Source organism: Citrobacter sp. RHBSTW-01044 (assembly GCF_013781945.1).
GTDB lineage: Bacteria > Pseudomonadota > Gammaproteobacteria > Enterobacterales > Enterobacteriaceae > Citrobacter > Citrobacter braakii.
In genome coordinates this window covers 1,020,513-1,042,908 of record NZ_CP056180.1, presented here as the reverse complement: position 1 = coordinate 1,042,908, position 22,396 = coordinate 1,020,513, and the positions used below count along the sequence as shown (strand labels likewise).

Below are 22,396 nucleotides of genomic sequence, written 5' to 3'. Positions count from 1 at the left end.
ATGATTGCCCGGTGGCGCTGCGCTTACCGGGCCTACACACATCTGGTCGGATAAGGCACAGCCGCCATCCGGCAAAATCAAAGGAGCACATTATGGTTTCCGCACTGATTACCGTCGCCGCTATCGCCTGGTGCCTGCAACTGGCGCTCGGTGGCTGGCAAATATCCCGCTTTAACCGGGCGTTTGATCAACTCTGCCAGCGGGGTCGGGTTGGCGTAGGTCGTTCCGGTGGACGGTTTAAACCCCGCGTGGTGGTCGCCATCGCGCTGGATGAACAGCAGCGGGTTACCGATTCGTTATTTATGAAAGGTCTTACTGTATTTGCCAGGCCCGGTAAAATTGCCACGATAATGGGCAAACATCTTGATGATTTACAGCCTGATGTGATCTTTCCCCATGATCCGTTAGCGCAGAATGCACTATCATTGGCGCTTAAACTGAAACATGGGTAATTTCGTTGTGAATGCTAATAGCTTGCGAAATTATCATTTTGCAACCTAATAAGTCAGGGTAATCACGCCTATGAAACCTCGTCAGCGACAGGCGGCCATACTGGAGCACCTGCAAAAGCAGGGAAAATGCTCGGTTGAAGAACTGGCCCACTACTTTGACACAACCGGCACGACCATTCGCAAAGACCTGGTCATTCTGGAGAATGCCGGAACCGTCATTCGTACCTATGGCGGCGTGGTATTAAATAAAGACGAATCCGACCCGCCAATCGATCACAAAACGCTAATCAATACGCATAAAAAAGAGCAGATTGCCGAAGCCGCCGTCCGTTTTATTCACGATGGCGACTCGATTATTCTGGATGCGGGCAGCACCGTATTGCAGATGGTGCCGATGCTCACCCACTTTAGCAACATCACCGTCATGACCAACAGTCTGCACATTGTTAACGCCCTTTCAGAGCTGGACAACGAGCAAACTATCCTGATGCCCGGCGGGACTTTTCGCAAAAAATCTGCGTCATTTCACGGTCAGCTGGCAGAAAACGCCTTTGAGCAGTTCAGCTTTGATAAACTCTTCATGGGCACCGACGGCATTGACCTCAATGCCGGCGTGACCACCTTTAATGAGGTGTTTAGCGTCAGTAAAGCGATGTGCAATGCCGCTCGCGAAGTGATTCTGATGGCTGACTCGTCAAAATTTGGGCGCAAAAGCCCCAATGTTGTGTGCAGTCTGGAAAGCGTCGACAAGCTGATTACCGATGCGGGTATCGACCCAGCGTTTCGTCAGGCGCTGGAAGCAAAAGGGATTGAAGTGATCATAACCGGAGAAACCAATGAGTGATGCACTACTGAACGCGGGCCGTCAGACGTTAATGCTGGAGCTACAGGAAGCCAGCCGACTGCCTGAACGACTGGGCGATGATTTTGTTCGCGCCGCCAATACTATCATCCACTGCGAAGGCAAAGTGATTGTCTCCGGGATTGGCAAATCAGGCCATATTGGCAAAAAAATAGCCGCGACCCTCGCCAGTACCGGCACGCCCGCCTTTTTTGTGCATCCGGCTGAAGCGCTGCACGGCGACTTAGGGATGATTGAAAGCCGCGATGTCATGCTGTTTATTTCCTACTCCGGCGGCGCAAAAGAACTGGATCTCATCATTCCGCGCCTGGAAGACAAATCCGTCGCTCTGCTGGCAATGACCGGAAAACCGACCTCACCGCTGGGTCTGGCAGCCAAAGCCGTGCTGGATATTTCCGTTGAGCGCGAAGCCTGTCCAATGCGCCTGGCACCGACTTCCAGTACCGTGAACACTCTGATGATGGGCGACGCGTTGGCAATCGCCGTGATGCAGGCGCGCGGCTTTAACGAAGAAGATTTTGCCCGCTCGCATCCGGCGGGTGCGCTGGGCGCTCGTCTGTTAAATAAAGTGCATCATCTGATGCGCCGTGACGATGCCATTCCGCAGGTGACGCTCACCACCAGCGTCATGGACGCGATGCTGGAATTAAGCCGTACGGGTCTTGGCCTGGTGGCAGTCTGCGACGACGAGTCGCTGGTGAAAGGCGTCTTTACCGACGGGGACCTGCGCCGCTGGCTGGTTGGCGGCGGAGCGCTCACCACTCAGGTTAGCGAAGCAATGACCCATAATGGCATTACGCTGCAGGCGCAGAGCCGCGCCATTGACGCCAAAGAGATCCTGATGAAGCGCAAAATCACTGCCGCACCGGTGGTTGATGAAAACGGTAAACTCACCGGTGCTATCAACCTGCAGGATTTCTATCAGGCAGGTATTATCTAATCCTTCAGCCCCAGACGTTTCGCCAGCCGGTGCAGGTTGGCGACGTCTGTTTCCAGCGCCCGCGCACTTGCCGCCCAACTGTGATTATTTTGCGCCAACGCCCGGCGGATCATCTCCCGCTGGAATGACTCCGTTGCCTCACGCAGGTTGCGATGCTGCGGGATCTCCGCAACAACCTCCGCCTGGGGAGCCGGGTTTTCATCCTGCAGGGCAAAATGCTGCGCCTCAAGCACCACTTCATCCCCTGCCCTGGTGGCCCTTGCCAGAACAACCGCCCGGTGAATGGCATGCTCCAGCTCACGCACGTTCCCGGGCCAGCCATAATTCAACAGATGGCTACGTGCGCCGGGACTTAACACCACGCGGGAAAGTCCCAGCCGCAGCCGACATTGTTCGCAAAAATAACCGGCCAGCAGCACCACATCTTCGCCGCGTTCACGAAGGGGCGGTACGGAAAGGGGAAAGACGCTCAGACGGTGGAACAAATCCGCACGGAAATTCCCGGCCAGCACCTCTTCCCGTAAATCACGGTTCGTTGCCGCCAGCACCCGAACATCCACGCGCAGGCTGCGATCGTCACCCACACGCTGAATATCGCCGTACTGCAACACACGTAGCAACTTAGCCTGTAACGCCAGCGAGAGTTCGCCAATCTCATCGAGAAACAGCGTCCCATTGTCAGCCATTTCAAACTTACCGCTACGATTGCTGATAGCCCCGGTAAAGGCGCCTTTTACGTGACCAAACAGCTCACTTTCCGCTACGGTTTCCGGCAACGCCGCGCAGTTCAGATACACCAGCGGATTCACCGCGCGCGGCGAACCTTCATGGATAGCCTTAGCTACCAGCTCCTTCCCGGTCCCCGTTTCGCCGCTAATCAGTACGTTGAGATCGGATCCCGCCACAATCTCAATCTCTTTTTTCAACTGCAGCATATTGGGCGACAGGCCAATCATTTGGGTTTCAGTCACCTGCTCGAAGGCCGTCGACGGGCCCGGCAACATATTCTGGCTTTCCAGTTGTTCAATCAGCAGCGCATTGCTCAGCGCGCCCGCCGCCAGCGCGGCAATCAGCCTAAGTTCTTCATCGCTGAAAACATCGAATTGATCGGGCTCCATGCAATCCAGCGTTAACGCGCCAATCAGATTTTGACCGGCGAACAGCGGTAAGCCAATGCAGGCGTGTACCTTCAGGCTCTCCTGGCCCGGAATCAGCCCATCGTAAGGGTCTGGCAAATCGCTGTCAGCTGGGAAACGAACCACGTCCCCGGCGCGGGCAATCGCCTCCAGACGAGGATGCCCTTCCAGGGTAAAGCGCCTGCCGAGAACGTCCTGCGCCAGCCCATCGATCGCCAGCGGAATAAACTGTCGCGACTCATAGCGCAGCAATGCCGACGCGTCGCACTCCAGCACCTGACGCAAGGTGGTTATCAGGCGTTGAAAACGGTCCTGATGTCCAATACCGCTTTGTAATTCAATGGCGATACCCGCCAGCACGTCTACGGAAAAACTCATGACGACCTCATTGTCATTTTGACAATTCATATTGTCATATTGACAATAAAATGAATAGTCATTTTGACTACCACCTTATAGGCATTAAAAAACAAACCCTTTAAAATCAACAAATAAAAAGTTGGCACGCAACCTGCAATAAGCAAAACATCTTTTTTAGAAAAACGCTGAATTAATTACTGAGGTTGCTATGTCTATTCTGGTTAAAAATAACATTCATTGGGTTGGCCAACGTGACTGGGAAGTTCGTGATTTCCACGGGACTGAATATAAAACGCTGCGCGGTAGCAGCTACAACAGCTATCTCATCCGTGAAGAAAAAAATGTCCTGATCGATACAGTAGACCACAAGTTTAGCCGTGAATTCGTGCAGAACCTGCGCAGTGAAATTGACCTGGCAGATATCGACTACATCATCATTAACCACGCGGAAGAGGACCATGCCGGTGCGCTGACTGAGCTGATGTCCTGCATCCCTGACACCCCAATTTACTGCACAGCCAACGCTATTGACTCTATCAACGGACACCACCACCACCCGGAGTGGAACTTCAACGTGGTGAAAACCGGCGACTCGCTGGACATTGGCAACGGTAAGCAGCTGATCTTCGTTGAAACGCCGATGCTGCACTGGCCTGACAGCATGATGACCTACATGACCGGCGATGCGGTGCTGTTCAGTAACGACGCCTTCGGCCAGCACTACTGTGATGAACGTCTGTTTAACGACGAAGTTGACCAGACCGAACTGTTCGAACAGTGCCAGCGTTACTACGCCAACATCCTGACGCCGTTCAGCCGTCTGGTTACACCGAAAATCACTGAGATTCTCGGCTTCAACCTGCCGGTGGATATGATTGCCACTTCCCACGGCGTGGTATGGCGCGACAACCCGACACAAATCGTTGAAATGTATCTGAAATGGGCGGCTGACTATCAGGAAGACCGTATCACCATTTTCTACGACACCATGTCCAACAACACCCGCATGATGGCGGACGCCATTGCCCAGGGCATCAACGAAGTTGACCCGAACGTGGCGGTGAAAATCTTTAACGTCGCCCGTAGCGACAAAAACGAAGTCCTGACTAACGTCTTCCGCTCTAAAGGCGTGCTGGTTGGTACTTCAACGATGAATAACGTAATGATGCCAAAAATCGCCGGTCTGGTAGAAGAGATGACCGGCCTGCGTTTTCGTAACAAACGCGCCAGCGCCTTTGGTTCACACGGCTGGAGCGGCGGTGCGGTAGACCGTTTGTCCACACGCTTGCAGGATGCCGGTTTCGAGATGTCGCTGAGTCTGAAAGCGAAATGGCGTCCGGATCTGGACGCGCTGGAACTGTGTCGCCAGCATGGCCGTGAAATCGCACGTCAGTGGGCGCTTGCTCCGCTGCCGGAAACAATCGTCAAAACGGCAACCAAAGAGGAAGAGTGCGCCTGTGCCGCTGCGGCTGCCGCTGATCTTGGTCCAAGCATGCAGTGCAGCGTATGCCAGTGGATTTACGACCCGGCAAAAGGTGAACCGCTGCAGGATGTCGCCCCGGGAACACCGTGGAGCGACGTGCCGGATAACTTCCTGTGCCCGGAATGTTCATTAGGTAAAGACGTCTTTGACGTACTGGCAACGGAGGCAAAATGAGCCGCGGAATTGTCATTATTGGTTCGGGCTTCGCCGCCCGCCAGTTAGTCAAAAATATCCGTAAGCAGGATGCAAATGTCCCGCTGACCCTGATTGCTGCGGACAGTATGGATGAGTACAACAAGCCTGATCTCAGCCATGTTATCAGTCAGTCGCAACGTGCAGACGACCTCACCCGCCAGTCGGCGGGGGAGTTTGCCGAACAGTTTAATTTGCGCCTGTTCCCGCACACCTGGGTAACCGACATCGATGCCGATGCTCACGTAGTGAAAAGCCAGGAGCAACAGTGGCCATACGACAAACTGGTGCTGGCTACAGGAGCATCTGCCTTCGTACCGCCGATTACCGGACGTGAGTTAATGCTCACATTGAACAGCCAACAAGAGTATCGCGCCTGTGAAACACAACTGCGTGACGCCCAACGGGTGCTGATTGTCGGCGGCGGCTTGATTGGCAGCGAACTGGCGATGGATTTTTGTCGTGCTGGTAAAGCGGTGACGCTTATCGACAACGCCGCCAGCATTCTGGCTTCGCTGATGCCGCCAGAAGTAAGCAGTCGCTTACAGCATCGTCTGACCGATATGGGCGTACACCTGCTGCTGAAATCGCAGCTTCAGGGGCTGGAGAAAACAGAGTCGGGGATTCGCGCCACGCTCGATCGTAGCCGCAGCGTAGTAGTCGATGCGGTGATCGCCGCTACGGGTCTGCGCCCTGAAACCGCGCTGGCGCGTCGCGCCGGATTGAACATCAATCGTGGCGTCTGCGTCGACAGCTACCTGCAAACCAGCCACCCGGACATTTATGCCCTCGGCGACTGTGCAGAAATTAACGGTCAGGTACTCCCGTTCCTGCAACCGATTCAGCTGAGCGCCATGTATCTGGCGAAAAACCTGCTCGGCGGCAATGCGCCATTGAAGTTGCCTGCCATGCTGGTAAAAGTCAAAACGCCGGAATTACCCTTGCATCTGGCTGGGGAAACCCAGCGCCGCGATCTGAACTGGCATATTGCCGCCGAAGCGCAAGGGATAGTGGCCAGAGGGATGAACGACGCAGGCCAGCTATGTGCCTTTGTCGTCAGCGAAGACCGCATGAAAGAGGCCTTTGCGCTGCTGAAAACGCTGCCCGTGTAAGTACAGGATACCGTTGCTTGATTTATTAACCTCACGCACATGGATGTGCGTTGCCACTTGTCGGTATGCCCCGACCTGTTGTTCTTGCCCCGCCAGTCCCGGGGCTTTTTTATTTTTGCGCCAACGCCCGCGCCGCGGCAATCACGCCCTGCCCCAACGACAACCCGCCGTCGCCCGCCGGTAAACGCTGTGGGAACAGTAAGGTAAAATCATGCAGATAAAACGCCAGCCGGGCTGACAATAAGCGGTTATGCATCACACCTCCGCTGAATACCAGCGTCTTAATCCCCCGCTCTTCGGCCTGCAAACGCATCAGGGTAGCAAACCCACGCGCCAGCGCGTCGTGAAACGCCCACGCTCTTTCGGCAGGTTTGGCCTGCCAGGTCAGCCATTGCTGCCAAAAAACCGCTAAGTCCAGATGATTGCCTTCAAGCGGCACCGTGACAGGGTGCTCAACGCCAGCACATTGCGATGCCATCGCCTCCAGCGCGCAGGCCGCCTCACCTTCATAACTCAGCGATTCCGGCGCACATTGAAGCGCGGCGGCAACGGCATCAAACAGCCGTCCGCACGATGACGCCAGCGGCGCGTTAATCCCCCGCTCAATGGCGCGCGCCAGCACGTTCCAGTTTTGATGTTGCAGCACCGATGTTTCCGGGTAGCGCTGCCAGTCAGGAACAAAACGCAGGCACTGCGCGAGCAAATTGCGCCACGGCTGTTTTGCCGCCAGATCGCCCCCCGCCAGCGCTACCGCTGGCAAGCCGCCAAGGTGTTCGCATTCACGATAGTTGACCCGCAAACACTCTCCCCCCCACAGCGCGCTGTTTTCCCCCATGCCGATACCGTCTAACGTCAGAGCAATCACGTCGCCACCCTCGAGCGACCAGCCGTGCTCGGCCAGACACGCAGCGGCATGCGCATGGTGATGCAGCACCGTTTCGGTTGGCAGATTCATTTCGCTGGCCCACTGACTGGAAACATAACCAGGGTGTGCATCATGCACGATACGCTGCGGCGTAAAGTCATAAATGTTTTGGATCAGGCGCAGCGCATCACGCCACTGCTGCTGAATGCCGTCATCGCTGAGATCGCCCAAATGCTGGCTAATAACCGCCTGTTCACCACGCACCAGGCAGAAGGTATTTTTCAGATCTGCGCCCAGGCAAAGCATCGGCGGCACGTCGTGAAATCCTGGCGGCAGCGCCACCGCATCCGGCACGTAACCCCGTGAACGACGCAGCATCTCGCCACTGTCGCGTACCACAGAGTCATCCATCCGCTGCACAATTTCGCGGTTATGCAGCAGGAAACCATCGGCAATTTTGTGTAAATCTTCCAGCGCCTGCGCGTTGGTAATAGCGGGCGGTCTGCCGCTGAGATTGCCGGAGGTCATTACCAACGGACAATTCATCTCTTGTAAGAGCAGATGCTGCAACGGATTCGCTGGCAGCATGACGCCCACTTCCGTTAACCCTGGCGCAATGCCCTCGCTCAATGCTGCGACATAGCGTTTCTGCACCAACACGATCGGCGCGGCTGGGGTTGTCAGCAAACGACGAGCGGGTTCAGGCAGTCCGTCATCACCGGGCAGCATCACTGCCAGAGGTTTTGCCGGACGGTGTTTGCGCAGCCTGAGCAGCGCTACGGCGTCATCATTTCGTGCATCGCACACCAGATGAAACCCACCAATCCCTTTAACGGCCACAATACCGCCTGCTTTCAGGCGCGATACTGCCGCCTGCAACGCCTCTTCTTTCTCCGCCCGCTCACCCGCGCTAAACCATTCGAGGTGGGGACCGCATGCCGGACAGGCAACGGGCTGGGCATGGAAGCGACGGTCGTACGGATCACGATACTCTTTATCGCATTGCGCACAGAGTGGGAATGACGCCATCACGGTAAACGGGCGATCGTAGGGCATGGCGCGGATGATCGTAAAGCGCGGGCCACAGTGGGTACAGTTGATAAAGGGATAACGATAGCGGCGTTCGCCGGGGGTGTTCATTTCAACCAGACATTCTGGACAGGTCGCGGCATCCGGAACGATTTGCGTATTCATCGTGCCGCCAGCACTTTGCCGAATCGAGAAATCGGCAGGCGGCTGCGTCCAGGCGAACGGTTCGCTCTCAACGCTGTCAATGCGCGCCAGCGGCGGGCAGTGTTGATGCAACTGCGAAATAAACTCTGCCGGATCTTCCTGTATACGCACAACCACACCGTCACCGTCGTTACACACATCGCCATGTAGCTGTAACCGCTGCGCCAGTTGCCAGACGTAGGGGCGAAATCCGACGCCCTGTACCTTACCGCGAATACGCAGCTGTACGCCGGAGTGGTTGTTTATTGTCATGATGAATTCCCGCGGTATTGTATCCCTGAAATGTCCGTTTGCCGGATGGCGGCTTCGCCTTATCCGGCACGTATTTTACGCGGATTTTCAGATATCAGAACAGCAAAGATGCCGTGGAATCCAGCGCCGCGCGACGGCGTTTTTCAGCGCTCAGTTGCTCAAGCTTATTGCGATCCACATAAATCAGCGCGTGAGTCGGGCAGACTTCCATACAGGCAGGGCCGGCCTCACGATGGTGGCACAGGTCGCACTTATTGGCTTCGGCTTTTTCTGCCCGGACGTTCAGACCTGCCCCGCTGTTACGAACAACCGGACGCACGACCACTTCCATTGCGCCATAAGGGCAAGCCACAACGCAGGTTTTACACCCAATGCAGCGCTCCTGCATCACGTGGACAAAGCCTTTATCACGGCTGATTGCACCGTTCGGACAGACGTTAGCGCACGGCGCGTCTTCACACTGGCGGCACAGCGTCGCCGTGGAGACATTAACGCCTTTGATGACATGAATGCGGGGTAAAAAGGTTTCAGGGGTCAGCGATGCGCAGTCCTGGTTATCCTGATGGGATACCACGCAGGCCACTTCACAGGTACGGCAACCAATGCATTTATTGGCGTCTGCAATGATGAAACGGTTCATCAATTTCTCCAGCAATGACAGATTATCTGCCGAAGCATTCATAAATCGTGCCAGAATTTAATTGACTGTTATTAAAGGTTTTTTATTTTGATGAATGCAGAGAAGCCGTGTCATCGTCACTAGTGACGATGACAAATGACAGCCGTCAGCGCAAAACGAGCGGCGCAACAGAGTCGCGTTGAATGAGTTCACCGGTGAAGGTTTTTGGCGGCGTAAACGCCCCGTCATCCAGCATAAAGATCAGGCGGCCTATCGTTTCCTGGATCATTTCCGTTACCGGGATTTTGACGCTGGAAAGCGCCGGAATAGTGTATGGCGCGATGGCGATATCATCGAAGCCAATCACCGACACCTGAGCAGGGACGCTCACGCCATGCGCGTGCAACTGCTTTATCGCACCGATCGCCATATCATCATTGCTGGCCACCAGCGCGGTAAAATTGACCTTATGCGAAAGCAAAGTATCGACTCCCGCCGCGCCGCAGGCTGGCGTCCATTTCCCTTTAACAATCAAATCATTATTAAGCGGAATGCCATGATGTGCCAGCGCGTCTTTATAGCCTGAAAGTCGCTCCACGCCGGTAGGCGAATCCATCGAGCCAGTAATAAAACCAATCTCTTTGTGCCCGGCGGCAATGAGCTGAGTAACGGCGTTAAAACTGGTTTGCTTTTGATCGCACCACACGCAGTGGCTGGTATTTTTCCGCAGCCGCCGATTAAGCACCATAATCGGCTGGGCGTGGGCGTCGATGATATCGTCTATCTCATCCACGCTAAGAAAACGCGGATAGATCATAATTGCGTCACAGCGCAGGTCGAGCAGGTACTGGATCGCCTGACGCTCTTCCTCTGCGCTGTGCTTACCGTCAGCCAGCAACAACTGGCGTCCCTTATCTTCCGCCATCCGCGCGGTATGAAACAGCAGTTCGCTGAAATAGACGCCGTGATAAAGGGTGTTAGTTACCACCAGACCCAGCGTCTGCGTAGTTTTCGCTGCCAGACTGCGTGCCAGCAAGTTAGGGCGGTAACCACTCTCTTCAATGGCCTGAAACACGCGGTCTTTGGTTTCCTGGCTGACATAACCATTCCCGGAAAGCACCCGGGAAACCGTCGCTTTTGACACCCCGGCACGCTTCGCTACCTCCAGCATCGTGGTCATATTACTCATCCCTTTTCTCTCAATGTGACGCAGTGTACTGCACCGTTTCGCCGCTGTCCTTGCTGCTCAATTGCAAACGCTGACATCTGGTGATCGGAGTCACAATTATAAAAAACGATCAAAATTAAACCTTGCCAATTACGTGTAATTTAAACATGATTTTGTGGAACCGGTTTCCTATCTGCGTTTCATCAACCCAGAAAAGCGACCAACGTGAACGGATAAAACATAACGTACTCTACTGATAAAACAGGATTAAATCCGATGTCCAAAAATTATGCAGCGCTGGCGCGCTCGGTTGTGACGGCTCTGGGAGGCGTGGACAACATCACAGCAGTGACCCACTGTATGACCCGTTTGCGTTTCGTTATCAAAGATGACTCGCAGGTCGACAGCACGACGCTGAAGACGCTCCCTGGCGTGCTCGGCGTGGTGCGCAGCGATAACCAGTGCCAGGTGATCATCGGCAACACCGTTTCGCAGGCGTATCGCGAGGTAGTCAGCCTGTTACCTGCCAATATGCAACCTGCAGAGCCGCAAACCAAACCTCGGCTGACGCTGAAGCGGATTGGCGCGGGGATCCTCGACGCGCTGATCGGCACAATGTCCCCGTTGATCCCGGCTATTATCGGCGGATCAATGCTCAAGCTACTGGCAATGATCCTCGAAATGACCGGCGTGCTGGTAAAAGGATCGTCCACGCTCACTATTCTGACCGTAATCGGCGACGGCGCCTTCTTCTTCCTGCCATTGATGGTCGCCGCCTCAGCAGCCATAAAATTCAAAACCAACATGTCGCTGGCAATCGCCATCGCAGGCGTACTGGTGCATCCCAGCTTCATCGAACTGATGGCGAAGGCCGCGCAGGGTGAGCACGTTGAGTTTGCCCTGATCCCGGTGACGGCGGTGAAATACACCTACACGGTGATCCCGGCGCTGGTCATGACCTGGTGTCTGTCCTACATCGAACGCTGGGTCGATCGCATCACTCCGGCGGTAACCAAAAACTTCCTTAAACCGATGCTAATCGTGCTGATCGCCGCCCCACTCGCCATCGTCATCATTGGCCCTATCGGTATCTGGATCGGTAGTGCAATTTCAGCGCTGGTTTATACCATTCACGGCTATCTCGGCTGGCTGTCGGTGGCCATTATGGGCGCATTGTGGCCGCTGCTGGTGATGACCGGTATGCACCGCGTCTTCACGCCAACCATTATTCAGACCATTGCCGAAACCGGAAAAGAAGGCATGGTGATGCCGTCGGAAATCGGCGCCAATTTGTCGCTGGGCGGTTCATCGCTGGCAGTAGCATGGAAAACCAAAAACCCGGAACTGCGTCAGACGGCGTTAGCGGCAGCCGCCTCGGCCATCATGGCAGGCATTTCCGAACCCGCGCTGTATGGCGTGGCGATCCGCCTGAAACGCCCACTGATTGCGAGTCTTATCAGCGGCTTTATCTGCGGTGCCGTTGCCGGAATGGCCGGACTGGCGAGCCACTCCATGGCGGCTCCAGGCTTGTTCACCAGCGTACAGTTTTTCGATCCAGCCAATCCGATGACCATCGTTTGGGTGTTTGGCGTGATGGCACTGGCGGTCGTGCTTTCCTTTGTATTAACACTGCTCCTCGGCTTTGAAGATATTCCTGTCGAAGATGCAGCCGCGCAGGCCAGAAAAAACCAGGCCGCGCAACCAGGCAATATCAATAGAGCCAGCATTTGACTGGTATGAACTGAGGTTAACTATGTCTGTTTTTCCGCAAGGATTTTTATGGGGCGGCGCACTGGCCGCCAACCAGTCAGAAGGGGCATACCAGGAAGTCGGCAAAGGGCTGACCACCGTCGATATGATCCCCCACGGCACAAACCGCATGGCCGTCAAACTGGGTCAGGAAAAACGCTTTACGCTGCGGGATGACGAATTTTATCCCAGCCATCAGGCAATCGACTTTTATCATCGCTATAAAGAAGATATCGCGCTGATGGCGGAAATGGGGTTTACGGTTTTTCGTACTTCCATTGCCTGGAGCCGTCTCTACCCTAACGGTGACGAGCTAACGCCAAATGAAGAGGGTATCGCGTTTTACCGGGCCGTGTTTGCCGAGTGTAAAAAATACGGTATTGAGCCGTTAGTTACGCTGTGTCACTTTGATGTGCCGATGCATCTGGTCAGCGAGTATGGCTCCTGGCGTAACCGCAAAATGGTAGAGTTCTTTACCCGCTACGCCCGTACCTGCTTCGAGGCCTTTGACGGTCTGGTGAAGTACTGGCTAACGTTCAACGAAATCAACATTATGCTGCACAGCCCTTTTTCTGGCGCCGGACTGGTGTTTGAAGAAGGTGAAAATCAGGATCAGGTGAAATATCAGTCCGCCCACCACGAACTGATTGCCAGCGCCCTGGCAACTAAAATTGCCCATGAAATTAATCCGCAAAACCAGGTCGGCTGTATGCTGGCGGGCGGTAATTTTTATCCTTATTCCTGTAAACCGGAAGATGTGTGGACCGCGCTGGAAAAAGACCGCGAAAACCTGTTCTTTATTGATGTGCAGGCGCGCGGGGCTTACCCCGCTTACTCTGCCCGTGTGTTTCGCGAAAAAGGCGTGGTGATAGAAAAAGCGGCGGGAGATGACGATATCCTGAAAAACACCGTCGATTTCGTCTCGTTTAGCTATTACGCATCGCGCTGCGCCTCCGCTGAAATGAATACTGGCAATACCAGCGCCGCTAACGTGGTGAAGTCGCTGCGTAATCCGTACATTGCCGCCAGCGAATGGGGCTGGGGCATCGACCCACTCGGTCTGCGCATCACCATGAATATGATGTATGACCGCTACCAGAAGCCGTTGTTTCTGGTGGAAAACGGGCTGGGGGCGAAAGATGAAATCGATGCTAACGGCGAAATCAATGACGACTATCGCATTAGCTATTTACGCGAGCACATTCGCGCCATGGCAGATGCTATTGAGGATGGCGTGCCGCTGCTGGGCTACACCACCTGGGGCTGTATCGATCTGGTTTCAGCCTCAACCGGTGAGATGAGCAAACGCTACGGTTTTGTGTATGTGGACCGCGATGACGCGGGCAACGGCACGTTAGCGCGTAAACGCAAAAAATCGTTCTGGTGGTATAAGAAAGTGATTGCGAGCAACGGGACCGATCTGGAATAACAATGTTGCCGGATAACGGATGACGCCGCCATCCGGCAACACGTATTATTCAGAATATATATACCCGCTTTCTGTTATCATTTTTATTGCACAACTTTAGGATTTTGCAGCAGCGGCAAAGGTGCTTCGCCCAACGCGTGGACCTGACCAATAATTGTCGCGCTCCGGCCAATCTGTAATGACTCAACATTCGTACTATTATGGGAGCCAAACTGGAACTGAATCACGTTGTTCGTTTTATTATTTTCGTCTTTCAGGCTGACAAGATAAGAATAAGCATTGGAAATACCATTAACCTTGCGAATATCAATGACCACGCCCCGCAGCTTCACCCATTCACCAAGATAGTCCTTATTGGCTTTAACAGGATTTAAGGTATAGGGCGCGACAAAATCAGCGACGGACAAGGTTGGCATTGACGCAGCTGATGACTCCCCCGGTTGAAATAATCGGTCTCCCGCAGAGAAGAACGCGTCAGCCGCCGTCTCGCACCCGCTAAGAAGAGAGGAAATAATAATTAAATTTACCAAACGAATACCTGAACGCATAAATAACTCCTGTATATTAATTTCCCATATATTCAAATTCTAAATAATTCGAGTATATAACCTCCCTGAACAACGCCGAAATATAATATAACTCCCGTATTAGTAAAAGAAGAGAATATTCCCCCCCAACTATTATCAACTTCTCATCTTTTTCATTATTTGCATTCTATTTTCTGGATCTGCCTTCCAGTTTCGGGTTTGCCCTCCCGCCTTTTTACTGGCATTTTATTCAGTAGTTTTCCATCTCTTTATTTGTAACAAGGGAGTGTTTATGTCTGGTAAAAATGGCAATGCCGAAGCGGTTATCAACAAGCCATTACGTCATTTTAAAGTCAGCTATGTCAGAGTACGGCATGAAGATCGCAAAACCGGTTTTACACGACGTATAAGCCGCCATGCTTCACTCACGATGAACGGAGACTGGCTGGAACAGGCGGGGTTCCCAACGGGCACGTCGGTAAAAGTATCGGTTACGCAGGGGAAATTAATTATTGAACAAGCAGGTGAATAGTCTGTTTCGAGGGTGTCGACGTTATCCGGATGGTGGTAATGCGACACACCATCTGGTATTCAGTGCCCTCAGGCTCAGGCTTCCGGTGCCTCTAATTCAGCGAACCCACCGTGTCCTTCCCACCCGGCTAATCGCTGATAGACGGTATCTACCGCATCTTTGATCGGCTGTGTCATCGGGTAGTAAAAACCGACAATATCCGGCTGGATACCAAGGAAAATCACCTCGCCAACGTCGTCTTTCAGCTGATCGACCAGGTAGTTCAGCGGCATGTTGTGGGTGGTCATCATGAACATCTCGGCAATATCATCAGGATCGATAATGCGGATTTCACCAGGATTTAGCCCCATATCGGTGGCATCCACAATCAACAGACGCTGCGGGCGCAACTCGCGGATGGCGACGATGTCGTTTTCCGGCGCGCTTCCGCCGTCGATGACAACCCATTGACCTTGAGGATTTGCAGCGCACATTTCGGCCAACAGCGGCCCCGCGCCGTCATCGCCCATCATACTGTTACCCACACATAATAAAACGTCAGTCACGATGTCTCCTCACCATCAGATAGATGGCGCTTTCCTGGTGGATATCGTGAAGCATGCTGAGCATCAGCTTGCTCCACTCCTGCTGCTGCGGGGTCTGCACGGCACGCGCATCATCGAACGCGCGCGCCAGCATTTGCACATGGTTGAAATCGATGACGATCTCGCCGTACTTCGGCACGCCCTCCATTTTCCGGCGGGCTTCACTGCCTTCGGCAAGCGTGGCAATCCACGCCAGATATTCATCCCACGGACAGGTTAACGCCGCTTCCAGGCAATCGATGATCCCAAGGTGGTGACCAATCGCCAGGCTGTAATAGACAACCTGCTGCGCCTCAGCGGGCGTTGCATCGTTCTCATCAATAAACTTACGGCTCAGTTGACTGAACACCACCGTTTCACTCATCGGATACGCGCCTCTTCAACAACATGATTAAGATGCGTGACGATCTCGGTCAGACGCGGATCGTTTTCCGCTTCCAGCCAGCGCGCCACCTGATGCTCGCCCTGCCCTAACTGCGTCATATAGTCATCAGCAATCTGGCGACCGTAGCGGTAGCCCGCCAGACGGCGTGCTTCACGATCCACCTTCACGCGCAGCGGCTGAACCATATCCGGATGCAGAATTTCAGCCGGCTGTTCGTCCAGTTCACCTGGCGCACGCGCGTGAATTTTTTGTTCCAGCAGACCCAGCGCCATTGCAAAACCGTACAGCGTAGCCGCAGGCGTTGGCGGACAGCCAGGAATATACACATCCACCGGTACGATTTTATCCGTGCCGCCCCATACGCAGTATAAGTCGTGGAAGATACCGCCGCTGTTACCGCAGGCACCGTAAGAGATACAAATTTTCGGATCTGGCGCAGACTGCCAGGCGCGCAGCGCCGGAGAGCGCATGGCACGCGTTACCGCGCCGGTAAACAGCAGGATATCCGCATGGCGCGGTGACGGTACAACTTTGATACCAAAACGTTCGGCATCAAACAGCGGAGAAAGCGTAGCGAAGATTTCGATTTCACAACCGTTGCAGCCGCCGCAGTCCACACGGTAAACGTACGCTGAACGCTTGATGCTTTTAAGCAGCGACGCTTTCATGCTGGCAATGGATTCATCCACCGTCATCGGTACCGGAATACCGTTGGCGTCACGTGGGCCTAATAAATTGCTCATCAGCTGGCCTCTTTCATATGGCGAGTCAGTTCAATACGGTCAGACGGCACCAGGCATTTCTGGCGCTTACAATCCGGGCAGGTCTCAAAGCTTTCACGGTGGTTTTCCGCACGGCTGTCGCCGTTGTGCTTAAGCAGCGCAATGGCGTAATCGATCTCTTTTTGTACCGCAAACGGGCGGTTACATACGCGACAATTACACAGCGCAAAGCGGGACTGCTGCAGGAAATCCTCTTTCTTCCACACCGCCAGTTCATACTCCTGCGACAGCTTGATTGCCGCCGTCGGGCAGACTTCTTCGCAGCGGGCGCAGAAGATGCAACGACCGAGATTGAACTGCCACGCCAGCTCATGGGTAACCAGATCGGTTTCTACCGTCAGTGCGTTCGACGGGCACGCATTCACACAGGCCGCACAGCCAATGCACTGCTGCGGATTGTGTTCCGGTTTGCCACGGAAGTTTTTATCGACCGCAATCGGCTCCAGCGGATACGACGATGTCGGCGCCCCGGTTTTGATGACTTTTTTGATAAAGGTAAACATGGCGATTCCTTATTTCAGCGGCGAGTTTTTACGCTCGATGCTGTAGCGCTCAAGTTCTTTGTACGGCACGACTTTGCTCTTCTTCTTACGCACATCGACCACGGTCATACGGTCGGTACAGGAGTAGCAAGGATCGAGGCTACCGATAATCAGCGGGGCATCGGAAACGGTGTTGCCACGCAGCATGTAGCGCAGCGTCGGCCAGTTGGCGTAAGTCGCCGCGCGACAGCGCCAGCGATACAGTTTCTGGTTGTCGCCAGTCATACTCCAGTGGATGTCATCCCCGCGCGGCGCTTCAGCAAAGCCCAGCGCAAAGCGGTGTGGAATGTAGGTGAAACCTTCCACAGCCAGCGGGCCGCCTGGCAGGTTGTCCAGACCAAAGTCGATCATATTCAGTGCGGTGTAGACTTCATTGATACGGACTTTCAGACGAGAAATAACGTCGCAACCCTGCTCACTGTGAACTTCCATCGGCAGCAGGCCATAGCCCACAAACGGGTGATCGGCGCGGGTGTCACGCGCATGGCCGCTGGCGCGTACCATCGGGCCGACGTTACTGAAGTCACGGGCAATTTCCGGATCCAGACGACCAATACCTACGGTACGCTGTTCCATGTTCGGCGTGCTGAGCAGCATATCGACCAGTTCCTGCACGTCACGACGCATCTGCTGCGCCAGTTGACGGGTCTGGATCATATCCTCTTTCAGCAGATCACGACGAATACCGCCGATCAGGTTCAGACCGTAAGTTTTACGTGCCCCGGTGAGGATCTCCGCCATCTTCATGGAGGTTTCACGCACGCGGAAGAACTGCATAAAGCCGGAGTCAAAACCGGTAAAGTGACAGGCCAGGCCGAGGTTCAGCAGGTGCGAGTGCAAACGTTCAACTTCCAGCAGAATGGCGCGGATCATCTGCGCACGTTCCGGCACGACGATGCCCATCGCGTTCTCGACGGAGGTGGTATAGGCGGTGCTGTGCGCAAAGCCGCAAATGCCGCACACGCGGTCGGACAAGAAGGTCACTTCGTTGTAACCCATGCGGGTTTCCGCCAGCTTCTCCATGCCGCGGTGGACATAGAACAGACGGTAGTCGGCGTCGATGATGTTCTCGCCGTCAACAAACAGACGGAAGTGACCGGGTTCATCAGAGGTGACGTGCAGTGGGCCAATCGGCACTACATTATTTTTCTTGTCTCCCAGTTCGTTGATGAACTCGTAGGTTTCAGCATCGGTAGTCGGCGCGGGGCGCTGGCGATAATCCATGCTGTCTTTACGCAGCGGGTAGAGTTCGTCCGGCCAGTCATCCGGCAGTACCAGACGACGCTCATCGGGCAAACCAACCGGGATCAAACCGTACATATCGCGCACTTCGCGCTCGCCCCAGACCGCAGCAGGCACGCGCGGCGTGACGGACGGGAACTCCAGCTTATTGGCATCGACCTCAACGCGCACGGTAATCCAGCACTTGGTTCCCTGCTCCATCGACAGCACATAGTAAACGGCATAATGACCGCACAGCTGACGTTCGTCGTTACCAAACAGCACGGACAACCAGCCGCCCTGTTTGTAGTACAGGAACTCCACCACTTCCGGCAGGTAGTTCACCTTGACGGTGATCGTCAGCTGATCTTTGGTCTGCCAGGCTTCATCCAGCACGACGCCCGGGAAGGCCTGGTGCAGCGCCGCGAGATATTGTTGACCTAATTTTTCTTCAGACATGCTCAAACTCTCTTAAATCACGCCACCAGCAAGGAGACGAACGCTAAAAACGCAAACCCAAAACCGGCCCAGGTCACGCGTGAAGTGGCGCAAAAACGCAGACGCGCCATGCTGTTTTCGAACAGGGCGATGACCAGCACGCCGAGAACCAGTTTGACGACGGCAATCACCAGCGCCAGCAGCAGCCCACCCGAGGCGAAGGTTTCCATCTGTCCCCACGGCAGGAACACGCCAACGAACATTTGCAGAACGACCAGTTGCTTAAGGCTAATGCCCCATTTCAGCACCGCAAAACCGCTGCCGCTGTATTCGGTCAATGGACCTTCCTGCAGCTCCTGCTCTGCCTCTGCCAGATCGAACGGCAGTTTGCCCATTTCGATAAAGGTGGCGAAAGCACAGGCGCACAGCGCCAGAATCAACGGAATGCTGCGTGCAGCTGGCCAGTGATAAATGGTATCGGCGATATTGCTGATATGCGTTGAGCCAGCAACCTGCGCCGCAACCCACAGACCCAGCAGCAGGATAGGTTCAACCAGCACGCCGAGCATCGCTTCGCGGCTGGCGCCAATAGCGGTAAACGGGCTACCGGTATCCAGGCCCGCGATAGAGAAGAAGAAGCGGGCGATGGCGAACAGGTAAATTAAGGTGATCAGATCGCCCAGTTGCGGCAGTGGTGAGCCAACGGTCACTACCGGCAACGCGGTGGCGATAGTCAGCATCACACCCACCATCACAAACGGCGTCAGGCGGAAAACCCAACTGGAATCCGCAGGCGCAATGCTCTGACGGCCCAGCAGTTTGATGATGTCGCGGTATTCCTGCAAAACGCCCGGACCGCGGCGATTGTGCAAACGCGCACGTGCCACGCGGGTAATACCGGACAGCAGCGGCGCAACGGCAAACAGCACCAGCGCCTGAATTAACGGATATAAAACACTCATTCTCAGGCTCCTCGTGAAACCACAATCACCACCAGTACCGCCAGCTCAATCAGCGCCAGGCGACGGAACAGCACCGGTGCAGCCGCATTCTGCCAGCCCGGAACCAGTGATACCGGATTCAGCCATTTGCGCAGTTTGAGTACCGGCGCAAAGGCTTCTTTCACCGGCATGGCAAAACCGTGTGCGGTAATGACCATTGACTGCTCGTGATCGTAACCACACACCCATGCCGCACCGCGTGAACGCGATGGCAGACGGTTGCCTTTGAAAATAGCCATGATGATGAACGGCAGCAGCGGACATGCGATCAGCAGCAGCGTGATCATTGGCTGAGAAACGGTGGTGTTCGCGGTTTCCAGCGGCAGCGGAACGGCAGCGGAGATCATCGGCAGCAGCCACGGCGCAGCAACGCCCCCAATCACGCAGCAGATAGCCAACGCGACTACGCTAACGCCCATCAGGATTGGCGCGCAGCAGGCATTTTCAGCTTCCTTCGTGCGCGGTGCACCAAGGAACGTAACCCCATAGACTTTCGCCATACACATCACCGCCAGCGCGCCGGTAATCGCCAGTCCTACCGCCAGCAACGGTCCTAACAGACGACCGACAAACGCGCCGCTGTTGCCAAGCTTAAAGAAGGACTGGTAGATAACCCACTCACCGGCAAAACCGTTCAGCGGCGGCAGTGCGGCCATCGCCATCAGGCCAACCAGCATCGCCAGAGAGATAACCGGCATACGTTTACCGATACCGCCCAGTTTTTCGATATCACGATGACCGGTACGGAACCAGATGCTGCCTGCGCCCAGGAACAGAACGCTTTTGAACAGGCTGTGGTTTACCAGGTGGTACAGACCGCCGGTCAAACCCAGCGCAATCAGTGCAGGTTGATTCAGGGAAATTCCGGTTACGCCTGCGCCCAGACCCAGCAGAATAATGCCGATGTTTTCCAGCGTGTGATATGCCAGCAGACGCTGAATGTTGTGTTCCATCAGCGCATACAGACCGCCGACAAACGCGGTGATCATTCCCAGCACCAGCAGCGTAATGCCCCACCACAGCGGCGCATTACCGCCCAGCAGCGACAGGGAGAGAATACCCAGCAGCCCCACTTTCATGACGACGGTAGAGAACAGCGCCGCCGCCGGTGCGCTGGCGTTGGCGTGTGCCTGTGGCACCCATCCGTGCAGCGGAATAATCCCGGCCAGCAGGCCAAAACCCGCCACGCCCAGCAGCCAGATATCAGACCCGAGCGGCAGCTCCTGTGCGCGCAGGTCAAGCAGGCGCAGCTCCAGGGTGCCGTAGCGTTGCCACACCAGGTAGCAGGCAATAGCCAGCAGCAGCGTGCCGACGCGGCCCAGCGCAAACCACAGTTTGCCCTCTTTGCTGCAGCCGGTGAGGAACACGGCACACAGCGCCATGATTTCCGCCATCACCACCAGCGTTCCGAGGTTGCTGGCAACCACCGCACATACCGCCGCGGCCATCAGCAGATTCACCAGCAGCCCGTTGGCTTTTACCTGCGGATGACGATGCCAGTCAATGTTGTACAGGCTGACAAACAGGCCGCACAGGCCCAGCGTAATCAGCCAGATAGCGTTCAACGGGGTAATTTGCACACTGTGACCAATAAACGGCATCACACCGCTTAAAGCCAGTGCATTAACCAGTACGGTGAAACCCGCAGCCGCCGTACACAGGCTGCCAACCGCACCGCCAACCCCGGCAATCCAGCCGCTCAGCGGTTTGTGAAATGAAAACAGAAATGCCAGAACCGCAGCCGCCGTAAACCAGGCTACGCCGCTGTTAATCAGTGAAATTGCGCTCATTTTGCATCCCCACTCTGAGCCTGCTGAAACAAGGTGAGATCGCCGAAGTCGGTATTAAAAGTCAGCTCACGCTTACGTTTGCTGGCGCGGGCAATATCCACGTTACTCACCAGGTGCAGGGCTTTGGTCGGGCACATGCGTACGCAGGCCGGACCAAGCTCGTCAAAACTGCACAGATCGCATTTCACCGCGATGGCACGAATACCCGGAACCCAGTCCAGCAACGTGCTCACGCGGGCAGGCGCTGGCGGAGCCGGAGGCGCTTTTGGCGTATTGGCGTTTGCCGGGATATGCAGCGGACGGCTACCGGAAAACTCAATCGCGCCAAACGGACAGGCGATCCCGCACAGTTTGCAGCTTACACACAGGCTTTCATTCAGCTGCACGGCACCATCAACGCGATTAATCGCATTAACCGGACAAACGGTGGCGCAAGGCGCATCTTCGCAATGATGGCAAAGCTGCGGGGCGGATTCTTTTTCATTTAACATCACTTTCAGGCGCGGCATTGACTGCAGGCCATGCTGGCGATGTGTCTCTGAGCAGGCGGCTTCACAGGTGTGGCAGCCGATGCAAAGAGTGGAGTCAGCAATTACAAAACGATTCACCAGGCATTCCTCAGGTGATAGTCATTTTTGACGAAAACATGTCTGGAAAATGTCATTTCGACATTTTTCGACATGCCCATTCCCTAAACGTCGTGACGCAGTATGAAAGTGCATCATGACAAAAGTGGGCACAC

General features: G+C 54.9%; 21 protein-coding genes. 8 read left to right on the top strand and 13 right to left on the bottom strand.

All coding sequences use genetic code 11. The annotated features are described in order from the left end of the window. The first annotated feature begins 92 nt into the window (after positions 1-92). The 3 genes from gutM (at position 93) to gutQ (ending at position 2,254) form a co-directional block, all read left to right on the top strand. The gene (gutM, locus tag HV352_RS05010; protein WP_016154172.1) at positions 93-452 is read left to right on the top strand and encodes a transcriptional regulator GutM; all 360 of its coding nucleotides are present in this window, start codon (positions 93-95) and stop codon (positions 450-452) included. Between the two features lie 70 nt (positions 453-522). Beyond that, the gene (locus HV352_RS05005) at positions 523-1,296 is read left to right on the top strand and encodes a DNA-binding transcriptional repressor (RefSeq protein ID WP_181635243.1); all 774 of its coding nucleotides are present in this window, start codon (positions 523-525) and stop codon (positions 1,294-1,296) included. Next, positions 1,289-2,254: an arabinose-5-phosphate isomerase GutQ gene (gene gutQ / locus HV352_RS05000; protein WP_016157311.1), complete on the top strand. Its 966-nt coding sequence runs from the start codon at positions 1,289-1,291 to the stop codon at positions 2,252-2,254. Before HV352_RS05005 ends, gutQ begins: the two co-directional genes overlap by 8 nt. Here gutQ and norR read toward each other — a convergent pair. After that, the gene (gene norR / locus HV352_RS04995) at positions 2,251-3,768 is read right to left on the bottom strand and encodes a nitric oxide reductase transcriptional regulator NorR (protein WP_153646964.1); all 1,518 of its coding nucleotides are present in this window, start codon (positions 3,766-3,768) and stop codon (positions 2,251-2,253) included. The two genes, gutQ and norR, sit on opposite strands and share 4 nt — an antisense overlap. A 190-nt stretch (positions 3,769-3,958) precedes the next feature. Here norR and norV point away from each other — a divergent pair, with 190 nt between their 5' ends. After that, entirely contained in the window at positions 3,959-5,407 is a 1,449-nt protein-coding gene (gene norV, locus HV352_RS04990) for an anaerobic nitric oxide reductase flavorubredoxin (protein WP_016154175.1), read from the top strand. After that, positions 5,404-6,537: an NADH:flavorubredoxin reductase NorW gene (norW, locus tag HV352_RS04985; RefSeq protein WP_181635242.1), complete on the top strand. Its 1,134-nt coding sequence runs from the start codon at positions 5,404-5,406 to the stop codon at positions 6,535-6,537. Before norV ends, norW begins: the two co-directional genes overlap by 4 nt. Positions 6,538-6,646: 109 nt before the next feature. Here the strand turns inward: norW and hypF are convergent, their stop codons facing one another. The 3 genes from hypF to HV352_RS04970 form a co-directional block, all read right to left on the bottom strand. Further along, complete coding sequence (gene hypF / locus HV352_RS04980) at positions 6,647-8,887, bottom strand: carbamoyltransferase HypF (protein ID WP_181635241.1); 2,241 nt, start codon at positions 8,885-8,887, stop codon at positions 6,647-6,649. 94 nt (positions 8,888-8,981) lie between these two features. Continuing rightward, entirely contained in the window at positions 8,982-9,527 is a 546-nt protein-coding gene (gene hydN / locus HV352_RS04975; RefSeq protein ID WP_003037366.1) for an electron transport protein HydN, read from the bottom strand. A gap of 145 nt (positions 9,528-9,672) precedes the next feature. Then, positions 9,673-10,686 carry a LacI family DNA-binding transcriptional regulator gene (locus HV352_RS04970; protein ID WP_019077540.1) on the bottom strand — a complete coding sequence of 338 codons (1,014 nt, stop codon included), beginning with the start codon at positions 10,684-10,686 and terminating at the stop codon, positions 9,673-9,675. 264 nt (positions 10,687-10,950) lie between these two features. Here HV352_RS04970 and ascF point away from each other — a divergent pair, with 264 nt between their 5' ends. Both ascF and HV352_RS04960 read left to right on the top strand, forming a co-directional pair. After that, positions 10,951-12,405 (top strand): PTS cellobiose/arbutin/salicin transporter subunit IIBC, encoded by a 1,455-nt coding sequence (ascF, locus tag HV352_RS04965; protein WP_046274835.1) that lies wholly within the window; start codon positions 10,951-10,953, stop codon positions 12,403-12,405. 22 nt (positions 12,406-12,427) lie between these two features. Next, complete coding sequence (locus HV352_RS04960; RefSeq protein ID WP_181635240.1) at positions 12,428-13,852, top strand: 6-phospho-beta-glucosidase; 1,425 nt, start codon at positions 12,428-12,430, stop codon at positions 13,850-13,852. Positions 13,853-13,935: 83 nt separating this feature from the next. Here HV352_RS04960 and HV352_RS04955 read toward each other — a convergent pair whose 3' ends face one another. Continuing rightward, positions 13,936-14,400 carry an OB-fold putative lipoprotein gene (locus HV352_RS04955; RefSeq protein WP_016157319.1) on the bottom strand — a complete coding sequence of 155 codons (465 nt, stop codon included), beginning with the start codon at positions 14,398-14,400 and terminating at the stop codon, positions 13,936-13,938. Between the two features lie 271 nt (positions 14,401-14,671). On the opposite strand from HV352_RS04955, the gene HV352_RS04950 reads away from it, so the two are divergent. Next, complete coding sequence (locus HV352_RS04950) at positions 14,672-14,911, top strand: SymE family type I addiction module toxin (protein ID WP_016154182.1); 240 nt, start codon at positions 14,672-14,674, stop codon at positions 14,909-14,911. Between the two features lie 74 nt (positions 14,912-14,985). Here the strand turns inward: HV352_RS04950 and hycI are convergent, their stop codons facing one another. Genes hycI through hycB form a run of 8 tightly spaced genes read right to left on the bottom strand, consistent with a single transcriptional unit; the run spans position 14,986 to position 22,262 of the window. After that, a complete protein-coding gene (gene hycI / locus HV352_RS04945) occupies positions 14,986-15,456 on the bottom strand; it encodes a hydrogenase maturation peptidase HycI (RefSeq protein WP_016154183.1) in 471 nt (156 codons plus the stop codon). Further along, positions 15,449-15,859, bottom strand: coding sequence for a formate hydrogenlyase maturation HycH family protein (locus tag HV352_RS04940; RefSeq protein WP_003037385.1), 411 nt, complete (start codon positions 15,857-15,859; stop codon positions 15,449-15,451). Before HV352_RS04940 ends, hycI begins: the two co-directional genes overlap by 8 nt. Next, positions 15,856-16,623: a formate hydrogenlyase subunit HycG gene (gene hycG / locus HV352_RS04935; RefSeq protein ID WP_003037388.1), complete on the bottom strand. Its 768-nt coding sequence runs from the start codon at positions 16,621-16,623 to the stop codon at positions 15,856-15,858. The genes HV352_RS04940 and hycG overlap by 4 nt, the downstream gene beginning before the upstream one ends. Then, the gene (hycF, locus tag HV352_RS04930) at positions 16,623-17,165 is read right to left on the bottom strand and encodes a formate hydrogenlyase subunit HycF (protein WP_016154185.1); all 543 of its coding nucleotides are present in this window, start codon (positions 17,163-17,165) and stop codon (positions 16,623-16,625) included. The genes hycG and hycF overlap by 1 nt, the downstream gene beginning before the upstream one ends. 9 nt (positions 17,166-17,174) lie before the next feature. Further along, positions 17,175-18,884 carry a formate hydrogenlyase subunit HycE gene (gene hycE / locus HV352_RS04925; protein WP_016154186.1) on the bottom strand — a complete coding sequence of 570 codons (1,710 nt, stop codon included), beginning with the start codon at positions 18,882-18,884 and terminating at the stop codon, positions 17,175-17,177. A 17-nt stretch (positions 18,885-18,901) separates the two neighbouring features. Beyond that, the gene (locus HV352_RS04920) at positions 18,902-19,825 is read right to left on the bottom strand and encodes a respiratory chain complex I subunit 1 family protein (RefSeq protein WP_047414256.1); all 924 of its coding nucleotides are present in this window, start codon (positions 19,823-19,825) and stop codon (positions 18,902-18,904) included. A gap of 2 nt (positions 19,826-19,827) precedes the next feature. Continuing rightward, positions 19,828-21,654 carry a formate hydrogenlyase subunit 3 gene (hycC, locus tag HV352_RS04915; protein ID WP_075847533.1) on the bottom strand — a complete coding sequence of 609 codons (1,827 nt, stop codon included), beginning with the start codon at positions 21,652-21,654 and terminating at the stop codon, positions 19,828-19,830. Beyond that, positions 21,651-22,262 (bottom strand): formate hydrogenlyase subunit HycB, encoded by a 612-nt coding sequence (hycB, locus tag HV352_RS04910; protein WP_016154189.1) that lies wholly within the window; start codon positions 22,260-22,262, stop codon positions 21,651-21,653. Before hycB ends, hycC begins: the two co-directional genes overlap by 4 nt. Positions 22,263-22,396: the final 134 nt, after the last annotated feature.

Bases quoted from the DNA above. Each gene is read 5' to 3' on its own strand.
- gutM (WP_016154172.1), top strand. From the start codon at position 93: ATGGTTTCCGCACTGATTACCGTCGCCGCTATCGCCTGGTGCCTGCAA.
- HV352_RS05005 (WP_181635243.1), top strand. From the start codon at position 523: ATGAAACCTCGTCAGCGACAGGCGGCCATACTGGAGCACCTGCAAAAG.
- gutQ (WP_016157311.1), top strand. From the start codon at position 1,289: ATGAGTGATGCACTACTGAACGCGGGCCGTCAGACGTTAATGCTGGAG.
- norR (WP_153646964.1), bottom strand. From the start codon at position 3,768: ATGAGTTTTTCCGTAGACGTGCTGGCGGGTATCGCCATTGAATTACAA.
- norV (WP_016154175.1), top strand. From the start codon at position 3,959: ATGTCTATTCTGGTTAAAAATAACATTCATTGGGTTGGCCAACGTGAC.
- norW (WP_181635242.1), top strand. From the start codon at position 5,404: ATGAGCCGCGGAATTGTCATTATTGGTTCGGGCTTCGCCGCCCGCCAG.
- hypF (WP_181635241.1), bottom strand. From the start codon at position 8,887: ATGACAATAAACAACCACTCCGGCGTACAGCTGCGTATTCGCGGTAAG.
- hydN (WP_003037366.1), bottom strand. From the start codon at position 9,527: ATGAACCGTTTCATCATTGCAGACGCCAATAAATGCATTGGTTGCCGT.
- HV352_RS04970 (WP_019077540.1), bottom strand. From the start codon at position 10,686: ATGACCACGATGCTGGAGGTAGCGAAGCGTGCCGGGGTGTCAAAAGCG.
- ascF (WP_046274835.1), top strand. From the start codon at position 10,951: ATGTCCAAAAATTATGCAGCGCTGGCGCGCTCGGTTGTGACGGCTCTG.
- HV352_RS04960 (WP_181635240.1), top strand. From the start codon at position 12,428: ATGTCTGTTTTTCCGCAAGGATTTTTATGGGGCGGCGCACTGGCCGCC.
- HV352_RS04955 (WP_016157319.1), bottom strand. From the start codon at position 14,400: ATGCGTTCAGGTATTCGTTTGGTAAATTTAATTATTATTTCCTCTCTT.
- HV352_RS04950 (WP_016154182.1), top strand. From the start codon at position 14,672: ATGTCTGGTAAAAATGGCAATGCCGAAGCGGTTATCAACAAGCCATTA.
- HV352_RS04940 (WP_003037385.1), bottom strand. From the start codon at position 15,859: ATGAGTGAAACGGTGGTGTTCAGTCAACTGAGCCGTAAGTTTATTGAT.
- hycG (WP_003037388.1), bottom strand. From the start codon at position 16,623: ATGAGCAATTTATTAGGCCCACGTGACGCCAACGGTATTCCGGTACCG.
- hycF (WP_016154185.1), bottom strand. From the start codon at position 17,165: ATGTTTACCTTTATCAAAAAAGTCATCAAAACCGGGGCGCCGACATCG.
- hycE (WP_016154186.1), bottom strand. From the start codon at position 18,884: ATGTCTGAAGAAAAATTAGGTCAACAATATCTCGCGGCGCTGCACCAG.
- HV352_RS04920 (WP_047414256.1), bottom strand. From the start codon at position 19,825: ATGAGTGTTTTATATCCGTTAATTCAGGCGCTGGTGCTGTTTGCCGTT.
- hycC (WP_075847533.1), bottom strand. From the start codon at position 21,654: ATGAGCGCAATTTCACTGATTAACAGCGGCGTAGCCTGGTTTACGGCG.